The organism is Chryseobacterium sp. T16E-39 (assembly GCF_002216065.1).
Classification (GTDB): Bacteria; Bacteroidota; Bacteroidia; order Flavobacteriales; family Weeksellaceae; genus Chryseobacterium.
In genome coordinates, this window is record NZ_CP022282.1 from 1,449,786 (window position 1) to 1,470,479 (window position 20,694).

Annotated in this window: 27 protein-coding genes; 2 read left to right on the forward strand and 25 right to left on the reverse strand. The window is 34.6% G+C overall.

Translation table 11 applies throughout. The features are described 5' to 3' along the window. Positions 1–120: 120 nt before the first annotated feature. The 5 genes from CEY12_RS06555 to CEY12_RS06575 all read right to left on the reverse strand — a co-directional run bounded on the left by CEY12_RS06555 (position 121) and on the right by CEY12_RS06575 (position 3,784). A complete protein-coding gene (locus CEY12_RS06555; protein WP_089026931.1) occupies positions 121–768 on the reverse strand; it encodes a J domain-containing protein in 648 nt (215 codons plus the stop codon). 291 nt (positions 769–1,059) lie between these two features. Beyond that, positions 1,060–1,320: a hypothetical protein gene (locus CEY12_RS06560; protein ID WP_089026932.1), complete on the reverse strand. Its 261-nt coding sequence runs from the start codon at positions 1,318–1,320 to the stop codon at positions 1,060–1,062. Positions 1,321–1,411: 91 nt separating this feature from the next. Further along, on the reverse strand, positions 1,412–1,753 hold the full coding sequence (locus CEY12_RS06565; protein WP_089026933.1) for a hypothetical protein: 342 nt from the start codon (positions 1,751–1,753) through the stop codon (positions 1,412–1,414). 18 nt (positions 1,754–1,771) lie between these two features. Then, on the reverse strand, positions 1,772–2,371 hold the full coding sequence (locus CEY12_RS06570) for an RNA polymerase sigma factor (protein ID WP_228409806.1): 600 nt from the start codon (positions 2,369–2,371) through the stop codon (positions 1,772–1,774). 444 nt (positions 2,372–2,815) lie between these two features. After that, positions 2,816–3,784: a retropepsin-like aspartic protease gene (locus CEY12_RS06575; RefSeq protein ID WP_157676772.1), complete on the reverse strand. Its 969-nt coding sequence runs from the start codon at positions 3,782–3,784 to the stop codon at positions 2,816–2,818. Positions 3,785–3,931: 147 nt separating this feature from the next. Here CEY12_RS06575 and CEY12_RS06580 point away from each other — a divergent pair, with 147 nt between their 5' ends. Then, positions 3,932–5,302: a sensor histidine kinase gene (locus CEY12_RS06580; RefSeq protein ID WP_089026936.1), complete on the forward strand. Its 1,371-nt coding sequence runs from the start codon at positions 3,932–3,934 to the stop codon at positions 5,300–5,302. Next, positions 5,295–5,990, forward strand: a complete 696-nt coding sequence (locus CEY12_RS06585) for a response regulator transcription factor (RefSeq protein WP_089026937.1) — start codon at positions 5,295–5,297, stop codon at positions 5,988–5,990. Before CEY12_RS06580 ends, CEY12_RS06585 begins: the two co-directional genes overlap by 8 nt. A 303-nt stretch (positions 5,991–6,293) precedes the next feature. Here the strand turns inward: CEY12_RS06585 and CEY12_RS06590 are convergent, their stop codons facing one another. The 20 genes from CEY12_RS06590 to tpx all read right to left on the reverse strand — a co-directional run bounded on the left by CEY12_RS06590 (position 6,294) and on the right by tpx (position 20,598). After that, positions 6,294–8,297 carry an alpha/beta hydrolase family protein gene (locus CEY12_RS06590; protein WP_089026938.1) on the reverse strand — a complete coding sequence of 668 codons (2,004 nt, stop codon included), beginning with the start codon at positions 8,295–8,297 and terminating at the stop codon, positions 6,294–6,296. Between the two features lie 158 nt (positions 8,298–8,455). Next, positions 8,456–8,914: a DoxX family protein gene (locus CEY12_RS06595; protein WP_089026939.1), complete on the reverse strand. Its 459-nt coding sequence runs from the start codon at positions 8,912–8,914 to the stop codon at positions 8,456–8,458. 87 nt (positions 8,915–9,001) lie between these two features. Then, a complete protein-coding gene (locus tag CEY12_RS06600; RefSeq protein WP_089026940.1) occupies positions 9,002–9,442 on the reverse strand; it encodes an SRPBCC family protein in 441 nt (146 codons plus the stop codon). Between the two features lie 28 nt (positions 9,443–9,470). Further along, positions 9,471–9,899, reverse strand: a complete 429-nt coding sequence (locus CEY12_RS06605; protein WP_089026941.1) for an SRPBCC domain-containing protein — start codon at positions 9,897–9,899, stop codon at positions 9,471–9,473. 52 nt (positions 9,900–9,951) lie between these two features. Then, positions 9,952–10,785, reverse strand: a complete 834-nt coding sequence (locus CEY12_RS06610; RefSeq protein WP_089029805.1) for an SDR family oxidoreductase — start codon at positions 10,783–10,785, stop codon at positions 9,952–9,954. Between the two features lie 46 nt (positions 10,786–10,831). Next, positions 10,832–11,689 (reverse strand): VOC family protein, encoded by an 858-nt coding sequence (locus CEY12_RS06615; RefSeq protein ID WP_089026942.1) that lies wholly within the window; start codon positions 11,687–11,689, stop codon positions 10,832–10,834. A 216-nt stretch (positions 11,690–11,905) separates the two neighbouring features. Further along, a complete protein-coding gene (locus CEY12_RS06620) occupies positions 11,906–12,145 on the reverse strand; it encodes a hypothetical protein (RefSeq protein WP_228409807.1) in 240 nt (79 codons plus the stop codon). 33 nt (positions 12,146–12,178) lie between these two features. After that, positions 12,179–12,592 carry an SRPBCC family protein gene (locus CEY12_RS06625; protein WP_089026944.1) on the reverse strand — a complete coding sequence of 138 codons (414 nt, stop codon included), beginning with the start codon at positions 12,590–12,592 and terminating at the stop codon, positions 12,179–12,181. Positions 12,593–12,671: 79 nt separating this feature from the next. Further along, a complete protein-coding gene (locus CEY12_RS06630; protein ID WP_089026945.1) occupies positions 12,672–13,103 on the reverse strand; it encodes a VOC family protein in 432 nt (143 codons plus the stop codon). Between the two features lie 73 nt (positions 13,104–13,176). Then, entirely contained in the window at positions 13,177–13,953 is a 777-nt protein-coding gene (locus CEY12_RS06635) for an alpha/beta fold hydrolase (protein WP_089026946.1), read from the reverse strand. Continuing rightward, on the reverse strand, positions 13,953–14,477 hold the full coding sequence (locus tag CEY12_RS06640) for a hypothetical protein (RefSeq protein ID WP_089026947.1): 525 nt from the start codon (positions 14,475–14,477) through the stop codon (positions 13,953–13,955). The genes CEY12_RS06635 and CEY12_RS06640 overlap by 1 nt, the downstream gene beginning before the upstream one ends. A gap of 63 nt (positions 14,478–14,540) precedes the next feature. Beyond that, positions 14,541–15,002, reverse strand: a complete 462-nt coding sequence (locus tag CEY12_RS06645; RefSeq protein WP_089026948.1) for a hypothetical protein — start codon at positions 15,000–15,002, stop codon at positions 14,541–14,543. 23 nt (positions 15,003–15,025) lie between these two features. Then, complete coding sequence (locus tag CEY12_RS06650) at positions 15,026–15,436, reverse strand: VOC family protein (RefSeq protein WP_089026949.1); 411 nt, start codon at positions 15,434–15,436, stop codon at positions 15,026–15,028. A 77-nt stretch (positions 15,437–15,513) separates the two neighbouring features. After that, entirely contained in the window at positions 15,514–16,104 is a 591-nt protein-coding gene (locus CEY12_RS06655; protein WP_089026950.1) for a Crp/Fnr family transcriptional regulator, read from the reverse strand. A 385-nt stretch (positions 16,105–16,489) separates the two neighbouring features. Beyond that, the gene (locus CEY12_RS06660; protein ID WP_089026951.1) at positions 16,490–17,701 is read right to left on the reverse strand and encodes a DUF763 domain-containing protein; all 1,212 of its coding nucleotides are present in this window, start codon (positions 17,699–17,701) and stop codon (positions 16,490–16,492) included. A 130-nt stretch (positions 17,702–17,831) separates the two neighbouring features. Further along, positions 17,832–18,236 carry a glyoxalase superfamily protein gene (locus CEY12_RS06665; protein WP_089026952.1) on the reverse strand — a complete coding sequence of 135 codons (405 nt, stop codon included), beginning with the start codon at positions 18,234–18,236 and terminating at the stop codon, positions 17,832–17,834. Between the two features lie 12 nt (positions 18,237–18,248). Then, positions 18,249–18,596, reverse strand: a complete 348-nt coding sequence (locus tag CEY12_RS06670; protein WP_089026953.1) for a VOC family protein — start codon at positions 18,594–18,596, stop codon at positions 18,249–18,251. 80 nt (positions 18,597–18,676) lie between these two features. After that, positions 18,677–19,366: an alpha/beta hydrolase gene (locus CEY12_RS06675; RefSeq protein WP_089026954.1), complete on the reverse strand. Its 690-nt coding sequence runs from the start codon at positions 19,364–19,366 to the stop codon at positions 18,677–18,679. Positions 19,367–19,432: 66 nt separating this feature from the next. Next, positions 19,433–20,008, reverse strand: coding sequence for a Crp/Fnr family transcriptional regulator (locus CEY12_RS06680; protein WP_089026955.1), 576 nt, complete (start codon positions 20,006–20,008; stop codon positions 19,433–19,435). A gap of 92 nt (positions 20,009–20,100) precedes the next feature. Beyond that, entirely contained in the window at positions 20,101–20,598 is a 498-nt protein-coding gene (gene tpx, locus CEY12_RS06685) for a thiol peroxidase (RefSeq protein ID WP_089026956.1), read from the reverse strand. Between the last annotated feature and the right edge of the window lie 96 nt (positions 20,599–20,694).

The following is a 20,694-nucleotide window of genomic DNA, read 5'->3' on the forward strand; positions in this document are numbered from 1 at the left end:
TTACACCTGTGTACTTCTTTAATAATGAAGATATGTACTGTGAAAAGAAATCTTGCTGCAAGAAATTTAAGAAAGGAAAAAGATGTAAAAAGTGTCCTGGAAGGAAAAAAATGGCTTAATCTAAGCAAAACTTTTCATCAGAAAATAAACAGCCATTATTAAAAGTAATAATGCTGCCATAATCCAGATAATTTTTGGCTGACCTTTTGGGTTTGTTGGCGTTTTTGGCTGGCTTTTAAAAAGATCTTCCGCATTACTTCTAAATTTTTCTGAGCTGCTCTCAAAGACTTCTGTAATGGTAATCCCCTGTACTACCGTTTTATGTAACAGCGAATTCGTTGCATGAAGCAAAAGTTGAAATTTACCCTCTTTAAATTCTGTGATCTTAAAAACCCTTTCCCCATATGCTTTTTCCAGACCGAAAGGAAGAACCTTTACGATGTCTGCATTGGTAGTCTGCCAGTTAATAATGATTTCCTCTCCCTTTTTTGCATGAATTTTATTAGACGTAAAAGTTTTAATCGCAGGTGGCGTATTATATCTGAAACTTTTCTGGTGATTCTCTAAATTCTGATCATAACTTTTTCTCATGCCTGAATCACTCAGCGTTTCATAAGCTTCCTGAATTTCCCGGAAACGGTCGGCAAAAAAATGGTCATTATCATTTTTATCAGGATGATATTTCAATGATAATTTTCTATAGGCCTTTTTGATGTCTTCTTCCGAAGCATCGTGAGGAACACCGAGAAAATAGTAGTAATCTTTCATGTAGAACCTTACAAAAGTAAGAATTTATTTTTCTAAATAATTGGAAACGATATAAGATTTTTATCATTGACCATCGACGACTTATCGTTCTATGGCAATAGTAGAAGCTATTAAGACCAAGCGGATTGGACATCCAATTAAAATATATGAAATCCGCCTGATCTGCAAAATCTGCGGGAAATAGCATTCGTATATCATCCAAGTTTTCAGCTTGACTTATATAAAAAATTACGGCGCGGGAAGCATAGCTTCCCGCGCCGTAATTAAACAATTTCAATTTAGTTATGAAGATTAAGCTTCAGCTGCTTCCCTTCTTCTATTATGGCATCTTGATTTGAATTCTTTTTTGAATTTCCCTTTCAATTCCTGATATTGCTCATCGTTCATTTCTCTGATTTTATCTGCAAGACCAAAAGGTGATTTTTCTTTAATTCCATACTCATCAAAAATACCTCTGATAAATCTTTTTCTTTCTGCCATTTTTTTAACAGCTAATGCTACGCCTACTACAGCTAATGCTCCCAGAGCACCTTTTAATACTGAATTTTTCATTTTTTCAAAATTTTAAATTTTACTACTTCTTGTTTTTTATATAGACGAATGAATTTTAATTTTACTTTACTACTTCTTTAAAAATTTCAAACTATTCGTTATTTCTATTGTGTCTGTTAAAGAATCCATTTTCACATTTACTTCTCCATATTTCTTTGAATTTTTCTCTTTCCTCAGGAGATAAATGCTGCATTCTTTCTCTCATTTTTCGTTCTTTAAAGTCCCTCATTCCCTTTCCAAAATGAAAACCTCCAAAAAGAATTTTACTTAGGATCAATATTCCCATTGCCTGCCAGTAGGTAATTGATTTCACCCCTAAAATATCAGGTAAAAGACAGTTCCAAAGCGACATGACAATCCATGTAACGGCTAAGAGGATTAATGGTGGACATAGTATTAAAAAAATCCAACCTTTTTTATGTTTATGATTCATAATATCTTTTTTCTATTTCTAACTGTTTAAATCTTCGTATAATGCTCTCAATCTGTTTCTCAGATGCTTTACAGCATAATTTTTTCTGCTGATAATGGTCTTTATATTTTCGCCCTGTTCATCAGCAATTTCCTGAAGGGTCTTATCATTTAATTCATTTTCCATATACACCAGTTTCTGTTTTTCAGGAAGTTCTTCTAAGGCCTCAAATAATTTCTTCCAGATTTCATCCTGAAACATCTTCACTTCAGGTCCGGCACTGTCATCCATTAATAAAATATCCTTGATTGAAAAGTCACCGTCTTCATCTTCATATACAAAATCTTCAAGATTTTCTGTTTTCTTCTTACGATAACGGTCTGTAATTTTATTAGCAGTCACCCGGTATAACCATCCCCCAACATTTACAATCTCAGATATATTGGTGATGTTACTGAACTGATACCAGACTTCCTGCAGAATATCTTCAGCATCTTCCGTATTTTTCACTTTCGGACGAATGAAAGACATCAATTTTCCTCCGTAGTTCGAAACGGTTTGTGAGATGATGTTTTCTTTCTCTTTCTGTGGCATTGTTATTTTTTCGACAACCTCCATATTACCATGACGATTGTACATTTTATTTTACTTTAATAAATTTAAAATATTTTTTATCAAATATTCATTTTTCTTTTATTAATCCTATTTGGACGCTCTTAAATTTTTATTGATGCAAGCCTCACTATACACTCATACTTCCATTCCATGCTTTCTAAGTGTTAACCACTGCTATAGAGATTAGGATTCGTCATTGCAAGCAAAGCGAAGCATCTTTTTAAAGACTTACTCCATTATCTATCACAATCTTCATACATTTTGTCATTTCGTAGGAATCCAAATTCTAACTTTTATAGAGAGTGTTTAGATTCCTACGGAATGACAAAGTCGTTATTTACATTTAGATCCGTAAAATTGAAAATCAAAAATGATCGAATGCTCGCACGAACACACAGATATTAACAGGAAGAAACGAAAAGCAAAATACTTTCCGTTTCTCTTAAATATATTGAAAATTTGTGTCTGTTATTTTTTGATCAAAAAATCATAGAACGGCGAATACATTAAATCATTAGGTTCTAAATACACAACATTTTTTTTCAAATCCAATGTCATATTAAAACGTTTTAGAAAATTATTCCCTAAAACGCCGTCCATTTCATCGCTGCCCTGAACTCCTCCAATAACAGTAGAAAATGCACCTGGAATCAGTGGTAAAGAGTACCTTCCTATATCTACTTTATCAAATCTTACATTGTATAATTTACCTATTTCCTGGGAAGAACCACTGACAGAAGATGTCGCAAAGGATTTTAATGTATGTAAAAGCGAATGTTTTTTAACAAAAGGAGTATTAAGATCCATAACACGATCTGAGCCAGTATCAATTTCGACACATACATGATATGATTTCTTGCTTACTGTAAGAGGAATATTAACCGTTGGCACCCCTAATACATACTTTATCTTGAGTGCTATACTTCTTTTTGAAGGTTTAAAATGATCAGAATAAAAAAATATTTTTTTCTTATTATAATCAATTTTAGTAATGTTTCTTTTAATAAAGTTTAATCCAATCACTCCATCCCAAAAATCAGCCGGATATGCAATCTCTAAGAAAGAGATATCATTAATTATTTGATTACCTATTTGCAGTTTGTTTTTGGAACTTACTCCTACCTCGCTCGAACCTGTTGTACCATTATTTAAAACCTTATCGTTGAACTCCATTTTAATTTTATGGAAAGAATTTGGATTAAACACCATCGAAGTTGCTCCGGTATCAAACAAAAATTTAAGGTCCTCACTATCATTAATTTTACCCTTAACATAGATCCTGCTATCAGCTCCAAGTTCAAAATCAACGGAGTCAATAGGAAAATTCAGAGATTCTTTGGTATTATTACTGTAGAGTGCTTTCGTGTTTTTATTTTGTCCCGGGATTGTCAGTAAACACACAAAAAATAGAATTGCAGTTATATTTTTTAATTTCATTGATGTCTTTTTTTTCCTGGTACAAATTTCATTAAGATCCGACAACATTTGAGTTATCCCATTGTTATCTAGTGTTAAATAGTGTTATCGAAATATTTTTGTATGTTTCTTAATTCGTAAATTCGATAAGCTTCTAATTAAAATACCATGTATAATTTCTTAATTCGCTTTGGAAAACCTTTATTTATACTCACCACGATAGTTATTCTTGTGTTTCAGGGGTATTGGATCTATAACAGCTTTCAAAGTAAAAAGAAAGAATTTCTTGAGAGAACTAAGTTTGAAATGACTCAAATTCTATTTAATAATATTGTAAGACATGGCAATGTAGATTCTAAAAAAATAGACTCGATTTTTGGACAAGGAAAAATAACCTTTGATCTATATCCTTCTCTTAATTCTAAAAATTTTGTTGCACAAACGGTACGAAAGAGCAAAAACACTAATGGTGCACTTAAAATTGAAATTAAAAAAGATACTCTTTATAAGGGTATCTCTTTTGATATCAACGGCAAAAGTATGGACAGTATATTATACAAAAATATAAAAACCTCTATTCCAGAACTTTCCGATGAAGACGTGGTCGTTTATCACGAAAATCCCACTTTTAAACGCACATATCCGGTCAAGCTTCCTATCGAAGATAAAAATACGACTGAGAAAGTGACTCCCTCCAACGACGAAAATACTTACCGCATTCATATTAATGATTTAACGCGCATCATCGTAATTCACAAAATGCCTGGCGTTATCATTTTTTCCATCCTTTATATCATCCTTTTCATTGGTACTTTCTTTATTCTTTATAGTACTTTAGTGTTTTACCAGAAGCTATTAAAAAATAAAGAAGTCTTTACCCGAAATATGACTCACGAATTAAAAATTCCTATTTCTACGCTCCTTATTACTGCTGAAGGTCTTGAAAAGTATGATATTGCCAGTGAACCTCAAGGCGCCCGAAAATATGCTCAAATTATCCAAAAGGCTACCCAGCAACTTTCATTTCTTGTAGAATCAATTCTCCAAAATGCAAGGACTGATCATAAAGAAAAACTTTCTATCAACCGCGTCAATTTATTAACTTTACTTGAAAAGGTGACAGAGGTACTTTCAAGCATCATTATTCAACAAAAAGGGAGTATTGTATTCGATGAAATTAATGGAGATATTGATATTAAAGGAAACTATGAACAGCTAAAACAAGTTTTTTTGAACATCGTTGATAATTCTTTAAAATATTCAGAAAAGGAACCTGTTGTCGTTATATCAGCAGAACAAAAAAGTCACAAAGTAATTATAAGGATAAAGGATAATGGAATTGGAATTTCAGAAAAGTATCATACCGAAGTTTTTGATCCATACTTTAGAATAAATAATGGAGACCTGCATGATGTAAAAGGTTTTGGACTAGGCTTAAGTTTTGTGAAAAAATCACTAAAAAATCAAGGCGGAAGTATAAAAATACTAAAATCAGAGGAAGGCACTCTTATTGAAATAAATATACCATCATATGAGTAATAAAATAAAATTGTTGTACCTGGAAGATGATGCGCTGTTAGGTGAGGTTACTACAGATATGCTTACAAGAGATGGGTTTGCCGTAAAATGGGTAACCAATGGCGTTGAGGGTCTGGAAATAACGAATGATGAATCTTTTGATATTGTTGTGGCAGATATTATGATGCCCAAATTAGATGGTTATACTTTTCTAAAAACTCTGAGAGACAGCGGAAATGATATACCAATAATTCTGCTTTCTGCCCGTGTTCTTACAGAAGATGTTTTAAAAGGTTTTGAAATCGGAGCAGATGATTATATCCGTAAACCATTTAGTATTGAAGAACTTATTGCAAGAATTCACAGAATCTTAAGAAACTCCTCTACAGCTTCTTCCGGTTTAAATGAAAAGAATACAATATCCATTGGTGAATATGAATACAGTCCTCATTCCTACAAATTGAAACACAAAGAAGAATCTTTCAATCTTTCTCCGAGAGCAGGGGAAATTCTTTATCTTTTAGCAACCAGTAAGGACAATCTCCTTCCACGCAAAGAAACCCTTATAAACCTTTGGGGCGACGACAACTTTTTCAATGGCAGAAGTTTAGACGTCTTTATTTCTAAATTGAGGAAACAACTTTCACGAGATCCGAGAATTAGCATCATCAATATCAGAGCTACTGGATATCGATTAGTAATCTCATAAAAAAGTAATATTTGTCAGGTGTTTTATAAATACTACTGGAGATATCATCGCCTTTTCCTCAAAACGATCAACCCTTTTTTCGTCTTTAAGTTGGGCTATAAAAGATTTAAAATTGCAGTAATAACTAATAATAAGAATAAAAATAATCTGTAGATCATAATAGATGTTTTTTGATACCGCAAAGTTCTAAAAGAAATACTCTATTCTTAGTTATTAGAAGTTACATAGTGTTAAATACTGTTATCACAAAATAAAAAGGAAGACGATGGTCTTCCTTTTTTGTATGATAGATATTTATTGAAATTATTTATTGAAATTTTCTGCGAAAAAGCCTAACATATATTTATACAATTCCAATCGGTTGGGTTCTTTTCCAAAACCATGCCCCTCATCATATTTTACCATATACGGTGTTTCAAAACCTTTAGCCCGCATTGCTTTTACAATCTGATCAGATTCATTGATATTTACTCTTGGATCATTGGCTCCCTGTACAACAAAAAGCGGTTTTTTAATCTTGTCGATCTGATAAACCGGGGAAACTTCTTTAGCAATTTTTGCCTCTTCTGGATTATCAAGATCGTACCAGATCTGTTTTACCATTTCCTTATAAGGCTTCCAATATTCCGGGAATGAATCAAAGAATGTAAAGATGTTGGAAACTCCAACATAATCCACACCACATGTATATAAATCTGGAGTTTTAATCAATCCCATGAGGGTTGCATAACCTCCGTGACTTCCTCCGTAAATGGCAATTTTATCTTTATCAATCCATCCTTGCGCTATGGCATACTTTACTCCATCTTCTACGTCATCCATTGCTTTTCTGCCAATTTGTTTGTATCCGGATTTCTGAAACTCTTTTCCATAACCCCCAGAAATCCTGAAATTCACCTGTAATGTGGCATATCCTCTACTGGCAAACAATTGTGATTCAGGGTTGAATCCCCATTGGTCTCTCACTCCTTGTGGCCCTCCGTGAGGGTTTACGACCATAGGCACTTTTTTACCTTCCAAAGCAGCTTTAGGCAAAGTAATATATCCACGAATAGTTAGCCCATCTCTGCTTTTGAATTCAATAGGCCTCATTTCAGCCATATCCTCTTCTTTCAATTGAGGCATCAGGTTGTAAAGGAGCTTTGTCTGCTTGGTTTTAGTATCATACTCATAATAGGTTCCATACAATTTATCACTGCCAACAACGACCAAAAGCTTCTCATTATGATCATCTGACGATACAACACCAAACTCCTTATCTCCAAACTGAGATTTTAATTGATCATCAACTTCTTTGTAGAATTTACTTACCGGAACAATTTCACTTTTCACCCCATTATAACTGATGTAATCTAATTCATAATTCCTGTTTTTCCCGGCAACCTGGATGGAGCTTACATCATAAACAGGGTTTGAATAGACTTCTTTTATGACTGAATTTTTCTTAAGATCATACAGCACTATTTTAGTCTTATCACTATCCAGATTGGAAACAACATAAGCCTCATCTTTGTTTTTAGAGTTGTCATTAAATCTGATAATACCAAAAGTATCAGACCAATCCGCCTTTTTAATAAGATTAAATTTACCGGTCTGCAAATCCTTATAATAGGTATGAGTGGTCAGACCATTAACGAGAACAGTATATCCTCTCAAATTACCATCCTTATCAAAAATAAAATCATCAATAGGGTTTTTAGAATCTTTATTTTCATACAGCTGAATCATTTCACCTGTGACAAAATTGATTTTATAAGGTTCAAAGATCTGCTTATTATTCTTATTCATTGTAACAACAACAAAATCTGTGTCTTTTATTAAATTTACAGAACCTAATGTTACGCCCTCAAACGGGGTAAGATCTTTCAGATTAGTTCCGTCAATGTCAGCAGCGTACAGATGTAGATTTTCATTTCCCCCTTTATCCTGAGTGAAAAACAAGCGGCTTTTGTTTAACCAGCCATAGCTTTTGATGAGATCTTCCTTCTCCTCAATAGCCTTGGTCACTTTACCTGTTTTTAAGTTTTTAACGTAGACATGATTCTTACTGTCTTTATCCTTTTCTTTGTAGGAAAGGAAACTTCCATCCGGAGAAATTTTAAATTGGGAAGCCTTAGGTCTTGCAAAATAATCTTCTACCTTATACTTATAAGTTCCTTTATCGTAGGAAAGAAGTTTATCCAAAGTGGCTTTGGTAGATGGCAGAGTGGCATCACCCGGTAATTGAGCTGTTGTGTTTTGTGCATTCATGATAATCGTTGACATGGCAACCTGAGCGGTTATTATAAATTTAGTTTTTAGATTCATAGTATTGTGTTTTGGATTGGATTAAAAACTATTACAAAAAATGCTTTTGCATATTAGACGTTTATACATTCTAAAATGTTACATTTTTCTCTCCTGAATGTGAAAAAAAAGAACGAAAAGCAATCACTAATCGTTCTTTTTATATGAAAATTTTTTTTTTAACTTAAGTAAATCCCAAAATACCAGGTCCATGCGATTAATACAATCTGCATCGGAAGTCTTTCTTTATACAAATAAACCATTCCCGGACCAGTATAGTCTCCTTTGAAAATATTAACCTTTTTTCTGGATGAATTGATATTGGCAACAAACACCAGAATAAAGAAAATGATCAGCAAAATAGCTGTCATTTCTCGCAGTGAAGGAATCATCAAACCGATCCCCGCTGCAATTTCAATAATCCCGGTGATATATACCCAAAACATTTTGCCAGGAATAAAATCTGGAATCATCATAGCCATGCCTTTTTGAAATTTAAAATGAGCAAATCCGGTAAATAAAATGAAAACGGCCATTCCAAGATTTCCTGAAAACAAAAAATTCCAATCTCCCTGAAATAGTTTTGTACCGATCAACGCCAGAATAAATGTGGCAAAAAGAATGACTAATAATTTCACAAATAATTGTATTGAGTTGAATATTAAAGTTATAATAAAAACTATGAGTATGCTTAAAATAGGTTGGAGAAAACTATTTGTTTCATATTAATTTCTTTCGGCAAGTTCTTTAACCATTTGCAGTCCTTTCGTAAATCCCATATTGATATGTTCTTCCCAACTTTTTTCCGTCTGCACCTCAGCGTGAAGCTTTGTCTTTCCATCAAAATCAATAAGAAAATATTTTTCAAAGGAGCCGCTCCATTCCTTCACTTCTTTACTCTCAGTATCTTCTACTCCATCTTTCACCATACCCAAATGTTTAAAAACAATTTCAGTTGGTTCGTTTAGGCTGTCTATGGTAGAAACCATCCCCTCACTGTCTGAACCCATAAAATAGGTTTTCCCGCCAACTTTCCAGTCAGATTTCATTTTAGACCCGGAACCGAAAAATTGAGTCCATTCACTATAGGTTTCAGGTCCCCATAAAATGTCCCACACCTTTTGTAAAGGAGCATCAATTATTATTTCATAAGATAATGTTTCCATATTTTTATATTTTGTGGTTTAAAGAAAATCAAAGTTGATTTTGGGAAAGATTTTTTACAATCTCTAAAGCTTTGGGAAACTTTTCTTCAAAAAAGCTTTTAAACTCGGAAGGAGTCTGGATCTCGCTTTTTAGAGTGGTTCCACTTTCTGTCTCTGTTAAAACATAAGATTCAGTTGCTTCACCCCAATCCATTGGAGTTTCTACACCTGCAAGAATTTCTCCTAAATGAAGAAATTTAATTTCTTTGTTGGGTATATTTTTTTCTACCCTACTAAACATCCCGTTATTATTAGGATCTAAAAATTTTACGATACTCCCTTCTTCCAGATTTCCCTGATAAAAGGAACCTTCCATGAAGGCAGCTGTCCATTGTCTGTAAGTCATTTCACTCCAAAGTACGGTCCATACTTTTTCAGGGGTGGCATTAATCTGTATTTCGTACGATAACTTTTCCATGCTATATATATTATTTAAATGATTAGTGTAATTTTTATGTAATATAAACGATCTACCCTCCAACAAAATCCCCTCCATTAATATGAATAATCTCTCCTGTAATAAAACTGGCATCCTCAGAAGCCAGAAAAACGTAAGCTGGAGCCACCTCAGAAGGTTGACCGGCCCTTTTTAAAGGATTGTCTTTTCCAAATGTTGAAAGATCATCAAAAGTTTCTTTTACCAAAGGAGTCCAAATAGGTCCCGGAGCCACTCCATTTACCAAAATTTTCTTATCTGCCAGATTGGTAGCCAGCGACCGGATAAATGTAGCAATAGCTCCCTTTGTCGCGGAATAATCGATTAAGTGATCACTTCCTCTATACGCTGTGACTGAAGTTGTGCAAATAATCCGGGAACCCTTTTGCATTAAAGGTAAAAAATCCCTGGTCAGAGCGATCATTGAAATGATGTTTACATTAAAAGTTTCCAGGATTTGTTTATCCGATATCTTTTCAATATCATTCTTTGGAAACTGTATACCTGCATTATTAACAAGGATGTCCAGGGTCTTCCATTCTTTTTTTACTGTATTCAAGCATTTTGTACGAAACACCTTTTTAGCGACATCACCTTTTAGCAAAATACACTTCTTACCTTCTTTCTCTACAAGTTTCAAGGTTTCTTTAGCATCCCTATCACTCTCTTTATAAATAATAGCGATATCTGCTCCTTCTCTGGCAAAATGTACCGCAACTGCCTGCCCAATTCCGCTGTCACCACCAGAGATCACTGCCGTTTTATTCAAAAGCTTTTTACTTCCGATATAATTTTTACGGATAATTTCTGGAAACAGCCCTTCCTTAGGAACTTTTGATTTAGATTGTGACTTGTTCTGTGTTCTCATAAGCAAATCTTTTTTAAGAACCATCAAACAATAAGCCGAAAACACTTTATGATTTATAAGCTTCTTCTAAATCCTTTATAATAATTTTCTGCATTTGCATCATTGCCTGCACTACTTTTTGAGCTTTGCCCTGATCAGAATCATTCATTAATTCAATCAGTCTTTTCGGTACGATCTGCCAGCTGACACCAAACTTATCCTTTAACCAGCCACACATACTTTCCCTTCCGCCATCTGAAGTGAGGGTATTCCACAAATGATCTGTTTGATTTTGATCATCAGTCATGATCACCATAGAAACTCCTTCATTGAAATCAAATTTATGATCATACGAAGAATCCATACAATACAGGTTGTATCCGTCTATGATAAAACTGGCATGCTGAATATTTTCCTGAGCTTCGTCTGCGTTACCGCCGTCTTGATATTTAGAAATATTTTTAATTTTAGAATTGGGAAACGTCTGAGTATAAAATTCCATTGCCTTCATTGCTTTTCCATTATTCCCATGTATAAACATCAAGGTTGGAACTATCTTCTGATCATCATCTTTTTCTCCAAAAAATAACTGCCAATTGACACCATAACGGTCACTTACCCATCCGAATTTTCTGCTCCACGGGTAAGAATCCAGCTCCATTAATGCTGATCCACCATCTATTAAATGATCCCAGTATCTTTGCACCTCATCTTCTGTATCACAGATTACCATAAAAGAAATGGAAGGATTTTTTTCAAATTGAGGTCCTCCATTGAGAAGCATCAGCTTTTGTCCAAACAGCTCAATATTCATGACAACAGGAGTGTCTGCAGTAATTCGTCCATTAAAGACTTTAGAATAGAATTCTGAAGCCTGTTTTGCATCTCCGTCACACCAGAGACAAGGAAAAATATTATTATTCATGACTTATTTTTTTAGGTGAGAAATATCGTTTTATTAGTCTGATTATACATCAATTGAACCCAATCAGGTTGGGGAGTTGTATACCAATTGATGTTTATAATTCAAAATGTGGTAGTAAGATTGTAGATGATAAAAGCAATTGATTTTTAACATGAATCTGCTGCTTTTTTATCCAATACGGAATACAAGGCATACAGCGCCTGAACCCTTTAAATTCTAATTTTTAAAAGAAATCTGGTGCTCTTTCATATGGATCTTAAGTTTTTCCATTGCATTTTTTCCTATGCCATGAAGCTGTCTGATTTCATCTTCAGAATAGTCCGACAGTTTTTCAAGAGAGTCAATTTTTTCTTTTTGTAAAGCACGCCTTGCAGGCATAGCAATAACACCCTGCAAAAAAGTTCCGTGAACAACAACATGATTAACAGCACAAATGGAACTTAAACATTTTGCCATTATTAATAGATTGATCATGATTGTAAAAATAGTTTAGTGTTTTTCTACATATTTATGGAAATTATCCAAAATGGCATACCATCCATCTCTTTGCATTTCCACAGAATTTTGTTTTTCAGGATCGAATATTTCTGTAACTTTTGTTGTATTAGAATCAATACGGTCAAAAATCACTTCCACATTCCTGCCATCTTCCAGGTGATATTTTATTCTTTGGTTGGGAATAACGGCATCATAAACGCCTTCAAAATCGAACCCGAAACTTTTATCTTTAGCTTCCATCCTGTTTTTGAATTTCCCTCCTACTCTCAGATCATTTTCGGAACTTGGACATTGCCAGCTTTCATGAGCAAAATTCCATTTTGTAATATGATTTGGGGTATTAAAATAATCCCACACCTTCTCAACCGGAGCTAAAATTGTAATATCTATTTTGATCGGATCCATAGTTTTTAATTTCTGTGATTGGTTAAAACAAGGGCAACCAATCTGCAGCTGCCCTTTAATAATTGAGTTAAATATAAGATTATTTTGCAGATTCTTCGTTATAGTTTACCATCCAATGCACACCATATTTGTCCTGAAAGCTTCCAAAGTAATCGCCCCAGAACTGATCTTCAATGGGCATTTCCACATTTCCGCCAGCGGAAAGTCCCTTGAAAAGCCGGTCTGCTTCTTCTTTTGATTCCGGAAATATAGAAACATAATTATTGTTTCCAACCGTCAGAGTCTGACCAAATCCGGGAACAATATCAGATGCCATCAGTAAGTCATCTCCAATAGGCAGTGCAATATGCATTACCCTGTTTTTCTCTTCTTCAGAGAGATTTTCTGTCCCGGGAGCATTTCCCATTTTATGAACCTCCCCGCGGAATTCTCCACCAAAAACTGATTTGTAAAAGTTGAATGCTTCTTCAGCTGTACCATTAAAATTAAGGTACGGATTTAATTTTGCCATGATATTCGGGTTTTAAAGTTATTATTAATTGTTATCGAGTAGCTGCTTACGGGTTTTGAATTTTCGTAGAGCCTTAATTATTTAAAAATTTTACAACTTCATTCATAGTCAGATCTATTAAGTTTTTATCTACATTTCCTTCGAAATCGGCCATCAAATAAGAGCCATGAGTCGCCGGAAGGATCATTACCTGGGATTTTGGAGCCAGACGCCACATTTCAATAACATGTTCTGGTTTCATGACATCCTTATCTCCGGAAATAAATAATGTAGGAAAATGCAGCGATCTTATAACATCTTCGTCCCAATCTTTAAAAGTCTGCATCCTTTTGCTGTCTTTCTCAAACATATTTTCAAGTTTTGAAAAATCAGGATTCAATTCTAAAAAATTAATTTTAAGAGGTTCTGGCATGGAATCTAAGGTAGCTTCATCCATAGCTTCAAAAAAACCATCTATCATCCCGGTTCTTTTGAAAAATGATGATGCTATAATCAGTTTTTCTACCATTCCCGGATAAAGATGTCCGATCTGCATTACGGTATTTCCCCCGTTACTGAATCCAAGAAAGAAAGCTTTTTCAATTTTTAATTCTTTTAAAAGAGCAGCTACATCATGAGCATCCTGTTCGAAAGTTTCAGGAGTATCCCGGTGTTCACTCAGTCCATGATTCTGTAAATCAATTCCTATAAGCTGAAATTGGGATTCCAGTCTTGAAATAACTTCCTTGAAATCAAATAAAATTGAAGATCCGCCACCATGGATTAAAACCAGAGGTTTTCCGGAACCATAAATCTCATAATACATCTCGATTCCATTGACTGTTTTATAGCCTTTTTCTCTAGGATTCATCAGTATTCCAAATTTTCGTGAGTATCATATTTCATTCCTGGGTACCCCAATATTTTCCGCATCAGTCCCATTTGTCCACATAAATAGTCTTCCCTTCCCATGCACATTCCTGTGAAGTTGAGTTTATTTTCAATAAAATAAGGTGCATTCATTCCAATTTCAAAGATCTCATCAAGCTCTTCGTCTTTCGCTTCCAAAAGCTTTTGATATACTTTTGGTGAGATCGCATGAAAATTTTTCTTAAGTTCTTCCAGGCTTGGATAATTAAAGCTTTCATCTAATGCCTTTCCCTGAAAGAAAAGTTCAGTGTAAGGATCTTCTTCCTGAAGTCCTAACACCCATCCCAGACCGTAACGCATATTGAGAAAGTTACCAGCCATCCAAACCACATGGTTTGTCTTACCGTCAATTCTTTTCATTGCATCTTCTTCCGAAATACCATCCAAAACATTTAAAAAGCTTTGGGAATGCATTCTGTAGGCAGGAATAATGACGTCTAATTTTTTTGATTTTGGTGTGTCCATTTTAAATGGTTTTAATTTTAATTTTTTTGAGATCCCTATACCGGCGAAGTCTTTGAAACAGTATTATTTTATTACTCCCGGTTTTCCAAGGATTCTCCTGAGATAGCCGAACTGGCCACTATGATAAATTTCATGAAGACATAAAGTGGCAATGTCATCAATGTTCTCAGGATTTATTTTTTCGAGAGCATCAATTTTCTTTTCAAGTTTCTCCTGAGTTTTATTCAAATAGGATTTCAGGTCTTCGAAGTCTATGAATTCATCTTTCCGGTTTAAAGGAATTTCCCCTCTGTTGTAACACGAGAATTTCTCTGCGTCCCAAACCGATTCTTCCCCAAGAATATTTAAAAAGGCATTTCTGATATAGATCAGGTGACCTAAAATCCAGTTCATACAGTTGGCATCACCATTTGGAAAAATCATAGATTCCTCATGACTAATTCCTTCGATATTCATTGAAATAACTTTGTAGTTGCTGACAACTTGTAGTTTTATAATTTCAATGTCATTTGATTTTCTTTCCATAATAGTATATCTAGGGTGATCAACTATTCCGTTGGAAATTTGGACATGTCTGCAAACATAACTTCCCATTGATGACCGTTCAGATCAGCAAAAGCACTCTGATACATCCATCCGTGATCCATAGAATCGCTGTACTTTGAACCTCCGTTGGCCAGTGCTGTGTTCACCATATGGTCTACCTCTTCCCGGCTATTGACACCTATTGCAAGAAGCACCTGGGTGGTATCACCTTTTGCAACCGGTCTGTCGGTAAAGGTTTTTAAAAATTCTTCGGCTAAGAACATAACATAGATATTATCTTCTTTCATCACCACACAAACTGCTTTTTCATCTGTAAACTGCTCGTTGATTTCAAAACCCAGTTTGGTCCAGAATGCTCTTGTCTCTTCAACGTTTTTTACCGGAAGGTTGACATAAATTTGATTGACTTTCATTTTTTGTAATTTTAGTGTTAAACTTTAAACCAAAATTACAGAGTCGATATCAGAATCATCTTGCCATAAGGCAAGATTTAATTTTTCTTTGAATGGGAAACCAATTCTTTACGAATTCTGCTTAAGGAAGTGTCTGTTACTCCCAGATAGGAAGCAATCTGTTTTAGGGGGGCATATTGTATAACCTGGCATTTTTCTTCAAGAAGATTAAGGTATCTTCTAGTCGCGGATAGGGTAAACATCTCTACAGAACGCTGTTTATAAGCAAAAAGCTGCTGAGACATCCATGATCTTCCCCATTCCCTCAGATTGGGAATTTTATGAAACAGATCCTGAAAAGTATCATAATCTAATTTCCAACATTCACAATCTGTAATACAAATGATATTTTCCTGAGAGGAAATTCTTTGAAAAAGAGAAAGTACTTCTATAATTATTTCATTTTCTGTGAAAAAATGAGTGGTTACTTCATTACCATTAAAATCATTAACAAATGATCTTGCAAGGCCTTTATCTAAAATATAATATTCATTGGCCATTTTTCCTTCTTCAAGAATAAAATCTCCTTTTTGAAAACTTACTTTTTCATGCGCCTGAAAGATCTCATCCAGTTCTTCATGCATAAAAAACGGGAAATCATATGAAATTTCTAAAGATTTACTGCCCATGATATGAATATTTTTTTAGAATTCTAAAATTAGAATTTTTATTGGAATTGGTTTAATAAGTTTTTAAAAATATAAAACACTCATCATATTATTGATTATAAATAAGCTCTATCCTTCACTTGAGTAGGCTTTCCGAAGAAAGGCGTATCGAGAAGTTTCAGCACGGGTTCTCGATACAAAATTATTTTCCACTACGCTGCAAATGATTTCACTCGAACTAACGACCTTTAAACGATTAGCTAAAGTGACAAAAAACAATTCTCATCCATCATTTCGAGTAGGCTTTCGAAGAAAGACGTATCGAGAAGTTTCAGCACAGGTTCTCGATACAAAATCATTTTCCACTACATTGCAAATGATTTCACTCGAACTGACGACTATTACTCTAGAACAGCGAAAGTTGAATATCGTTAGGTTTTGTCGGTTTTTTAGCGTCTCCAAAAACCGTTTTACCCCCATACTTCCATGAATTATTTCTTTCCTCTTCAATAACCTGTTGAATATCAAAATCCGGTGTAAAATCTTTTTCAGTAGTGGTTACGATCTGATGTAACTTATTTAACGTTTTAAGTTTATCAGAATTTCCTAATTTGGATTTTTCGATCCCTTTTCTAAGAATACTGATACTTTCATCATATACTTTAGTTGGAACCGGAAAAGGATGGCCATCCTTACCTCCATGAGCAAAAGAAAATCTTGCTGGATCCGAAAATCTGGATGGCGCTCCGTGAATCACTTCGCTTACCAAAGCCAGAGACTGCATAGTCCTTGGCCCTACTCCCTCTAACATCAGCAGATCTTCAAAATTTTGTGGCTGCTGTTCGCGGGTAACATATAAGAGAGCCCCTAATCTTTTCAGATCTACATCAGAAGCCCGGACATCATGATGATCAGGAAGGATCAATCTCGAAAAGTCATTCATTATTTCAGCGGAGTCCGTATGTGAAATTTCCAGAATACCTTTTCTATTTTCTGAAGCATGTGCATCGGTAAGATTAAGAATCTTTCCTCTGTGAACGCCATTAATCCCCGTGTGCGGTTCTTCAATAAAAGATTTTATATTTCCGGAATGCCAATGATAACGCCTGGCAGTTCCGTCTGATTCATGCATTCCCTGCTGAACAACACTCCAGCTTCCATTATCAGCCAGAATAAAATTATGCAGATACAATTGATAACCATCATGGATAGCTGTATTATCCACTTTAGCGGAGAGTTTACTTGCCTTTACCAGCTCGCTACCGTCCAAGCCCGTTTTATCAGCAATTTCGATTAGTTCTGAAGGTGTATTCCTCGAAAATTTACCTTTCCCGCCACAAATATAAATTCCAAGAGATTGAGAATTGGGATTAATAGAACGTTTTAAAGCCCCCATAACGGAAGTTGTAATCCCTGATGAATGCCAATCCATTCCCATAACAGCTCCAAAACTTTGAAACCAAAACGGGTCTGCTAACCGGCGAAGTACCTCATCTTTACCATAATCCATCAGTATAACTTCAATCATTGAAAGTCCAAGTATAGACATCCGTTCGTATAACCATGGCGGTACTTTGCCATAGTGTAAAGGTAGATCTGCTGTTCCTGAACGTTTCATGTTGAAATTAAAAATGTAAAGTTAAGGGTTATATAATAAGATTTTGATGATCAGGATCATTATTGAACGACTCATCATCTAAATGTTTAATATTAGTTTTCCCAAATAGAATTAGCCAAGGCTATTGGTTTCAATCAACTGAATAAAATTCAATGTCCCTATGTCTTTCTTCATTATATTTCTCATTAAAAATAATCTTATTTCCAAAAGGATCATTAACAGTGAATGACACGGCGTCATAAAATGTCTTTTCCAGCCCGGGTCTGTTGTACTTGTATTTCTTATCAATCAGTTCTTTATGATATTCTGCTACTCCTTCTCCCCAGATGAAAACACTACTTCCAGGGGTTGAGTCTCCATGATGTTCATTTAAATGAAGAATAATATTTTCTTTTTTCACTTCCATATAAACAGGAGTATGATCTTCAAAACGATGTTCAAATGTGATCTCAAAGCCCAGCCAATCGACATAAAATTCTATGGTTTTCCGATAATCAAAAATTCTCAGAATGGGTATAATTTGTTCTGCTTTCATTATTTAATTTAATTATTGGTGTGAAAGGATATTAATTAATTTTCCAAATGGATCTCTGACAAAGAACCTGCGTACCCCCCAGTCTTCATCCTTTAGGTCATAAGTAATTTCAAATCCGGATTTTTTGATTTTCTCATAGATAGTATCCACATCATCTACCTCAATAGAAAGATCTGGAACCGGAGTATCATTTCCGCCCTGTACTGCAAAACTGATCTGAACTTTCGACTCTTCATCATTTCCAAATGTTTTGATCCAGCCATGATCCATGATAATCTCAAGACCTAAAATATCATGATAAAAATGATCTGCGTGAGACAGATCTTCTGTTTTGATGTTAGCGACAATTCTTCTGACCATATGACATTATTATAAGCAAAAAGCCTTGTGAAGATACGTAGAATCATCACAAGGCATACAAGTATTTTTTACAATTTATGTTAAAGTGCTGCCGCAGCCTCTAAGATCAATTGTGTAACTTCATTTGGATGGGATGCTAATGAAGCATGTCCCGCATCTAAAGAAATTATTTTTTTTGGATTCATGCGTTCTGCCATTTCCTTTTCTGTTTCAGCAGGTATCATCCGATCCTGTTGTGAAATCTGATACCAGCTGGGTTTTGTTTTCCAGGCAGGCTCACCCGCTGTATCTCCGAAACATTGACTATGAATTGGCTTTTGAGACAATGACATTACCAAAGCTTTTTCATCATCTAAATCCTGACAAAAAGCAGATTGGAATTCATCATACTTAATCCATAAAAAGCCTTTGCTGTCTGGATAGATACTTGCTCCTCCCGGGGATTCCCTTCTTCCTAACAAAGAACCTAAACTGTCTCCGGCATCTGGCGCAAAAGCCGCAATATAAACCAACCCTACAACTTTATCATGATTTCCAGCTCCTGAAATTACAGCGCCTCCATAGGAATGTCCTACCAATAACACTTTCCCTTCCTGGGCATCTATTAAATCTTTTGTTTTATCAATATCATCCTGGAGGGTAGTCAGCGGATTTTGAACACTTCTTACTTTATATCCCGCTTTCGCAAGAGAAGGGATAACATACTGCCAATGAGAACCGTCTCCCCAGGCTCCGTGTACCAAAATAATGGTTAAATCTTTTTGATCCATAATTGTAATTTTAAGTTTGACATGAGTAAAACTACATCGTTAAAATCCAAAAGACGTTAACTTAAGTTAATTAATAATTCTGCTTCTTATCCGGCTCAAAGATTGTTCAGTAACCCCAAGATAACTTGCAATATGTTTCTGTGCTATTTTCTGTACTAAAAAAGGTTCTCTCTTAATAAGGTTCAGGTATCTGTTTTCCGGTGAATAGCATATCAGATCGTCAATTCTTTTTTTGGCATCGAGATAGATCTTTTCAGTCATCACCCGTCCAAACTTTTGCCAGTATGCATCTTTTTCATATAATCCCTGTAAATCCTCCTTACTCAAAAGCAAAATTTCACAGTTTCCTATCGCCTGGATATTCATGTTCGATACGGTATCACACAGAATACTTTCATAGTCTGTGAAAAATTCATTTTCAAAGTAAAAACCAAAGTTGATCTCACGTCCCTGATCATTGATGTAAAAGCATCTTATCGTTCCACTTTTAATAAAACCAAGGTACTTGCATTTATCGCCCTGTTTAAGAAAAAAATCAGATTTTAGAAGTTGGGTATCCTTAAGTAGAGAATAAAATTCGTCAAAATGTTCCTGATCTACCTGGAACTGCTCACCATACTTATTATAATTATTGGACATCATTTTTTTTCATTTTTGTTATTTGTGTATTTTGAATTCAAAAAAGCCTTGCAAAAAAAATTCCACAAGGCTTATAAAAAAAATTTATTTCGAAATTATTTTAATGCCTCCAGAGCAGCATTATAATTTGGTTCATCAACAATTTCAGAAACCTGTTCCGTGTATATTACTTTATTATTTTCATCCGCAACGATTACCGCGCGACTTAAAAGACCTTTCAAAGGAGAATCTGTAATGGTTACTTCATAATCATCTCCAAAACTGCTTCTGAAGTCAGAAAGTGTCTCTACATTATTTAAACCTTCTGCAGCACAAAACCTTCCTAATGCAAATGGTAGATCTTTAGAAACATTGATCACAACCGTATTGTCTAAATTGGATGCCTCTTCATTGAATTTTCTTGCTGAGGCAGCACAGGTACCCGTATCAATACTAGGAAAAATATTAAATACTTTTTTCTTTCCTTCAAAATCTGACAATGTTTTAATACCCAACCCTGAATCCACTAAAGCAAAATCTTTGATGGTATTTCCAACTGCCGGTAAATTACCTAATGTATGAACTTCGTTTCCTTTTAATGTTATATTTGACATAATCTATTTTTTATGGTTTTTCAAATTTACTGAAATCAAGTATTTTTTGGTTCAAATAAAGGTTAAATAATTCTTAAAGTGCAAAAACTTATTTAG

Coding starts and splice junctions, on each gene's coding strand:
- CEY12_RS06650 (WP_089026949.1), bottom strand. CDS start 15,436: ATGAAAGTCAATCAAATTTATGTCAACCTTCCGGTAAAAAACGTTGAA.
- CEY12_RS06580 (WP_089026936.1), top strand. CDS start 3,932: ATGTATAATTTCTTAATTCGCTTTGGAAAACCTTTATTTATACTCACC.
- CEY12_RS06635 (WP_089026946.1), bottom strand. CDS start 13,953: ATGAATCCTAGAGAAAAAGGCTATAAAACAGTCAATGGAATCGAGATG.
- CEY12_RS06610 (WP_089029805.1), bottom strand. CDS start 10,785: ATGAGAACACAGAACAAGTCACAATCTAAATCAAAAGTTCCTAAGGAA.
- CEY12_RS06620 (WP_228409807.1), bottom strand. CDS start 12,145: ATGGCAAAATGTTTAAGTTCCATTTGTGCTGTTAATCATGTTGTTGTT.
- CEY12_RS06590 (WP_089026938.1), bottom strand. CDS start 8,297: ATGAATCTAAAAACTAAATTTATAATAACCGCTCAGGTTGCCATGTCA.
- CEY12_RS06630 (WP_089026945.1), bottom strand. CDS start 13,103: ATGGCAAAATTAAATCCGTACCTTAATTTTAATGGTACAGCTGAAGAA.
- tpx (WP_089026956.1), bottom strand. CDS start 20,598: ATGTCAAATATAACATTAAAAGGAAACGAAGTTCATACATTAGGTAAT.
- CEY12_RS06575 (WP_157676772.1), bottom strand. CDS start 3,784: ATGAAATTAAAAAATATAACTGCAATTCTATTTTTTGTGTGTTTACTG.
- CEY12_RS06585 (WP_089026937.1), top strand. CDS start 5,295: ATGAGTAATAAAATAAAATTGTTGTACCTGGAAGATGATGCGCTGTTA.
- CEY12_RS06560 (WP_089026932.1), bottom strand. CDS start 1,320: ATGAAAAATTCAGTATTAAAAGGTGCTCTGGGAGCATTAGCTGTAGTA.
- CEY12_RS06640 (WP_089026947.1), bottom strand. CDS start 14,477: ATGGACACACCAAAATCAAAAAAATTAGACGTCATTATTCCTGCCTAC.
- CEY12_RS06570 (WP_228409806.1), bottom strand. CDS start 2,371: ATGTACAATCGTCATGGTAATATGGAGGTTGTCGAAAAAATAACAATG.
- CEY12_RS06605 (WP_089026941.1), bottom strand. CDS start 9,899: ATGGAAAAGTTATCGTACGAAATACAGATTAATGCCACCCCTGAAAAA.
- CEY12_RS06665 (WP_089026952.1), bottom strand. CDS start 18,236: ATGAAAGCAGAACAAATTATACCCATTCTGAGAATTTTTGATTATCGG.
- CEY12_RS06680 (WP_089026955.1), bottom strand. CDS start 20,008: ATGATGTCCAATAATTATAATAAGTATGGTGAGCAGTTCCAGGTAGAT.
- CEY12_RS06615 (WP_089026942.1), bottom strand. CDS start 11,689: ATGAATAATAATATTTTTCCTTGTCTCTGGTGTGACGGAGATGCAAAA.
- CEY12_RS06600 (WP_089026940.1), bottom strand. CDS start 9,442: ATGGAAACATTATCTTATGAAATAATAATTGATGCTCCTTTACAAAAG.
- CEY12_RS06565 (WP_089026933.1), bottom strand. CDS start 1,753: ATGAATCATAAACATAAAAAAGGTTGGATTTTTTTAATACTATGTCCA.
- CEY12_RS06675 (WP_089026954.1), bottom strand. CDS start 19,366: ATGGATCAAAAAGATTTAACCATTATTTTGGTACACGGAGCCTGGGGA.
- CEY12_RS06625 (WP_089026944.1), bottom strand. CDS start 12,592: ATGGATCCGATCAAAATAGATATTACAATTTTAGCTCCGGTTGAGAAG.
- CEY12_RS06670 (WP_089026953.1), bottom strand. CDS start 18,596: ATGGTCAGAAGAATTGTCGCTAACATCAAAACAGAAGATCTGTCTCAC.
- CEY12_RS06645 (WP_089026948.1), bottom strand. CDS start 15,002: ATGGAAAGAAAATCAAATGACATTGAAATTATAAAACTACAAGTTGTC.
- CEY12_RS06660 (WP_089026951.1), bottom strand. CDS start 17,701: ATGAAACGTTCAGGAACAGCAGATCTACCTTTACACTATGGCAAAGTA.
- CEY12_RS06655 (WP_089026950.1), bottom strand. CDS start 16,104: ATGGGCAGTAAATCTTTAGAAATTTCATATGATTTCCCGTTTTTTATG.
- CEY12_RS06555 (WP_089026931.1), bottom strand. CDS start 768: ATGAAAGATTACTACTATTTTCTCGGTGTTCCTCACGATGCTTCGGAA.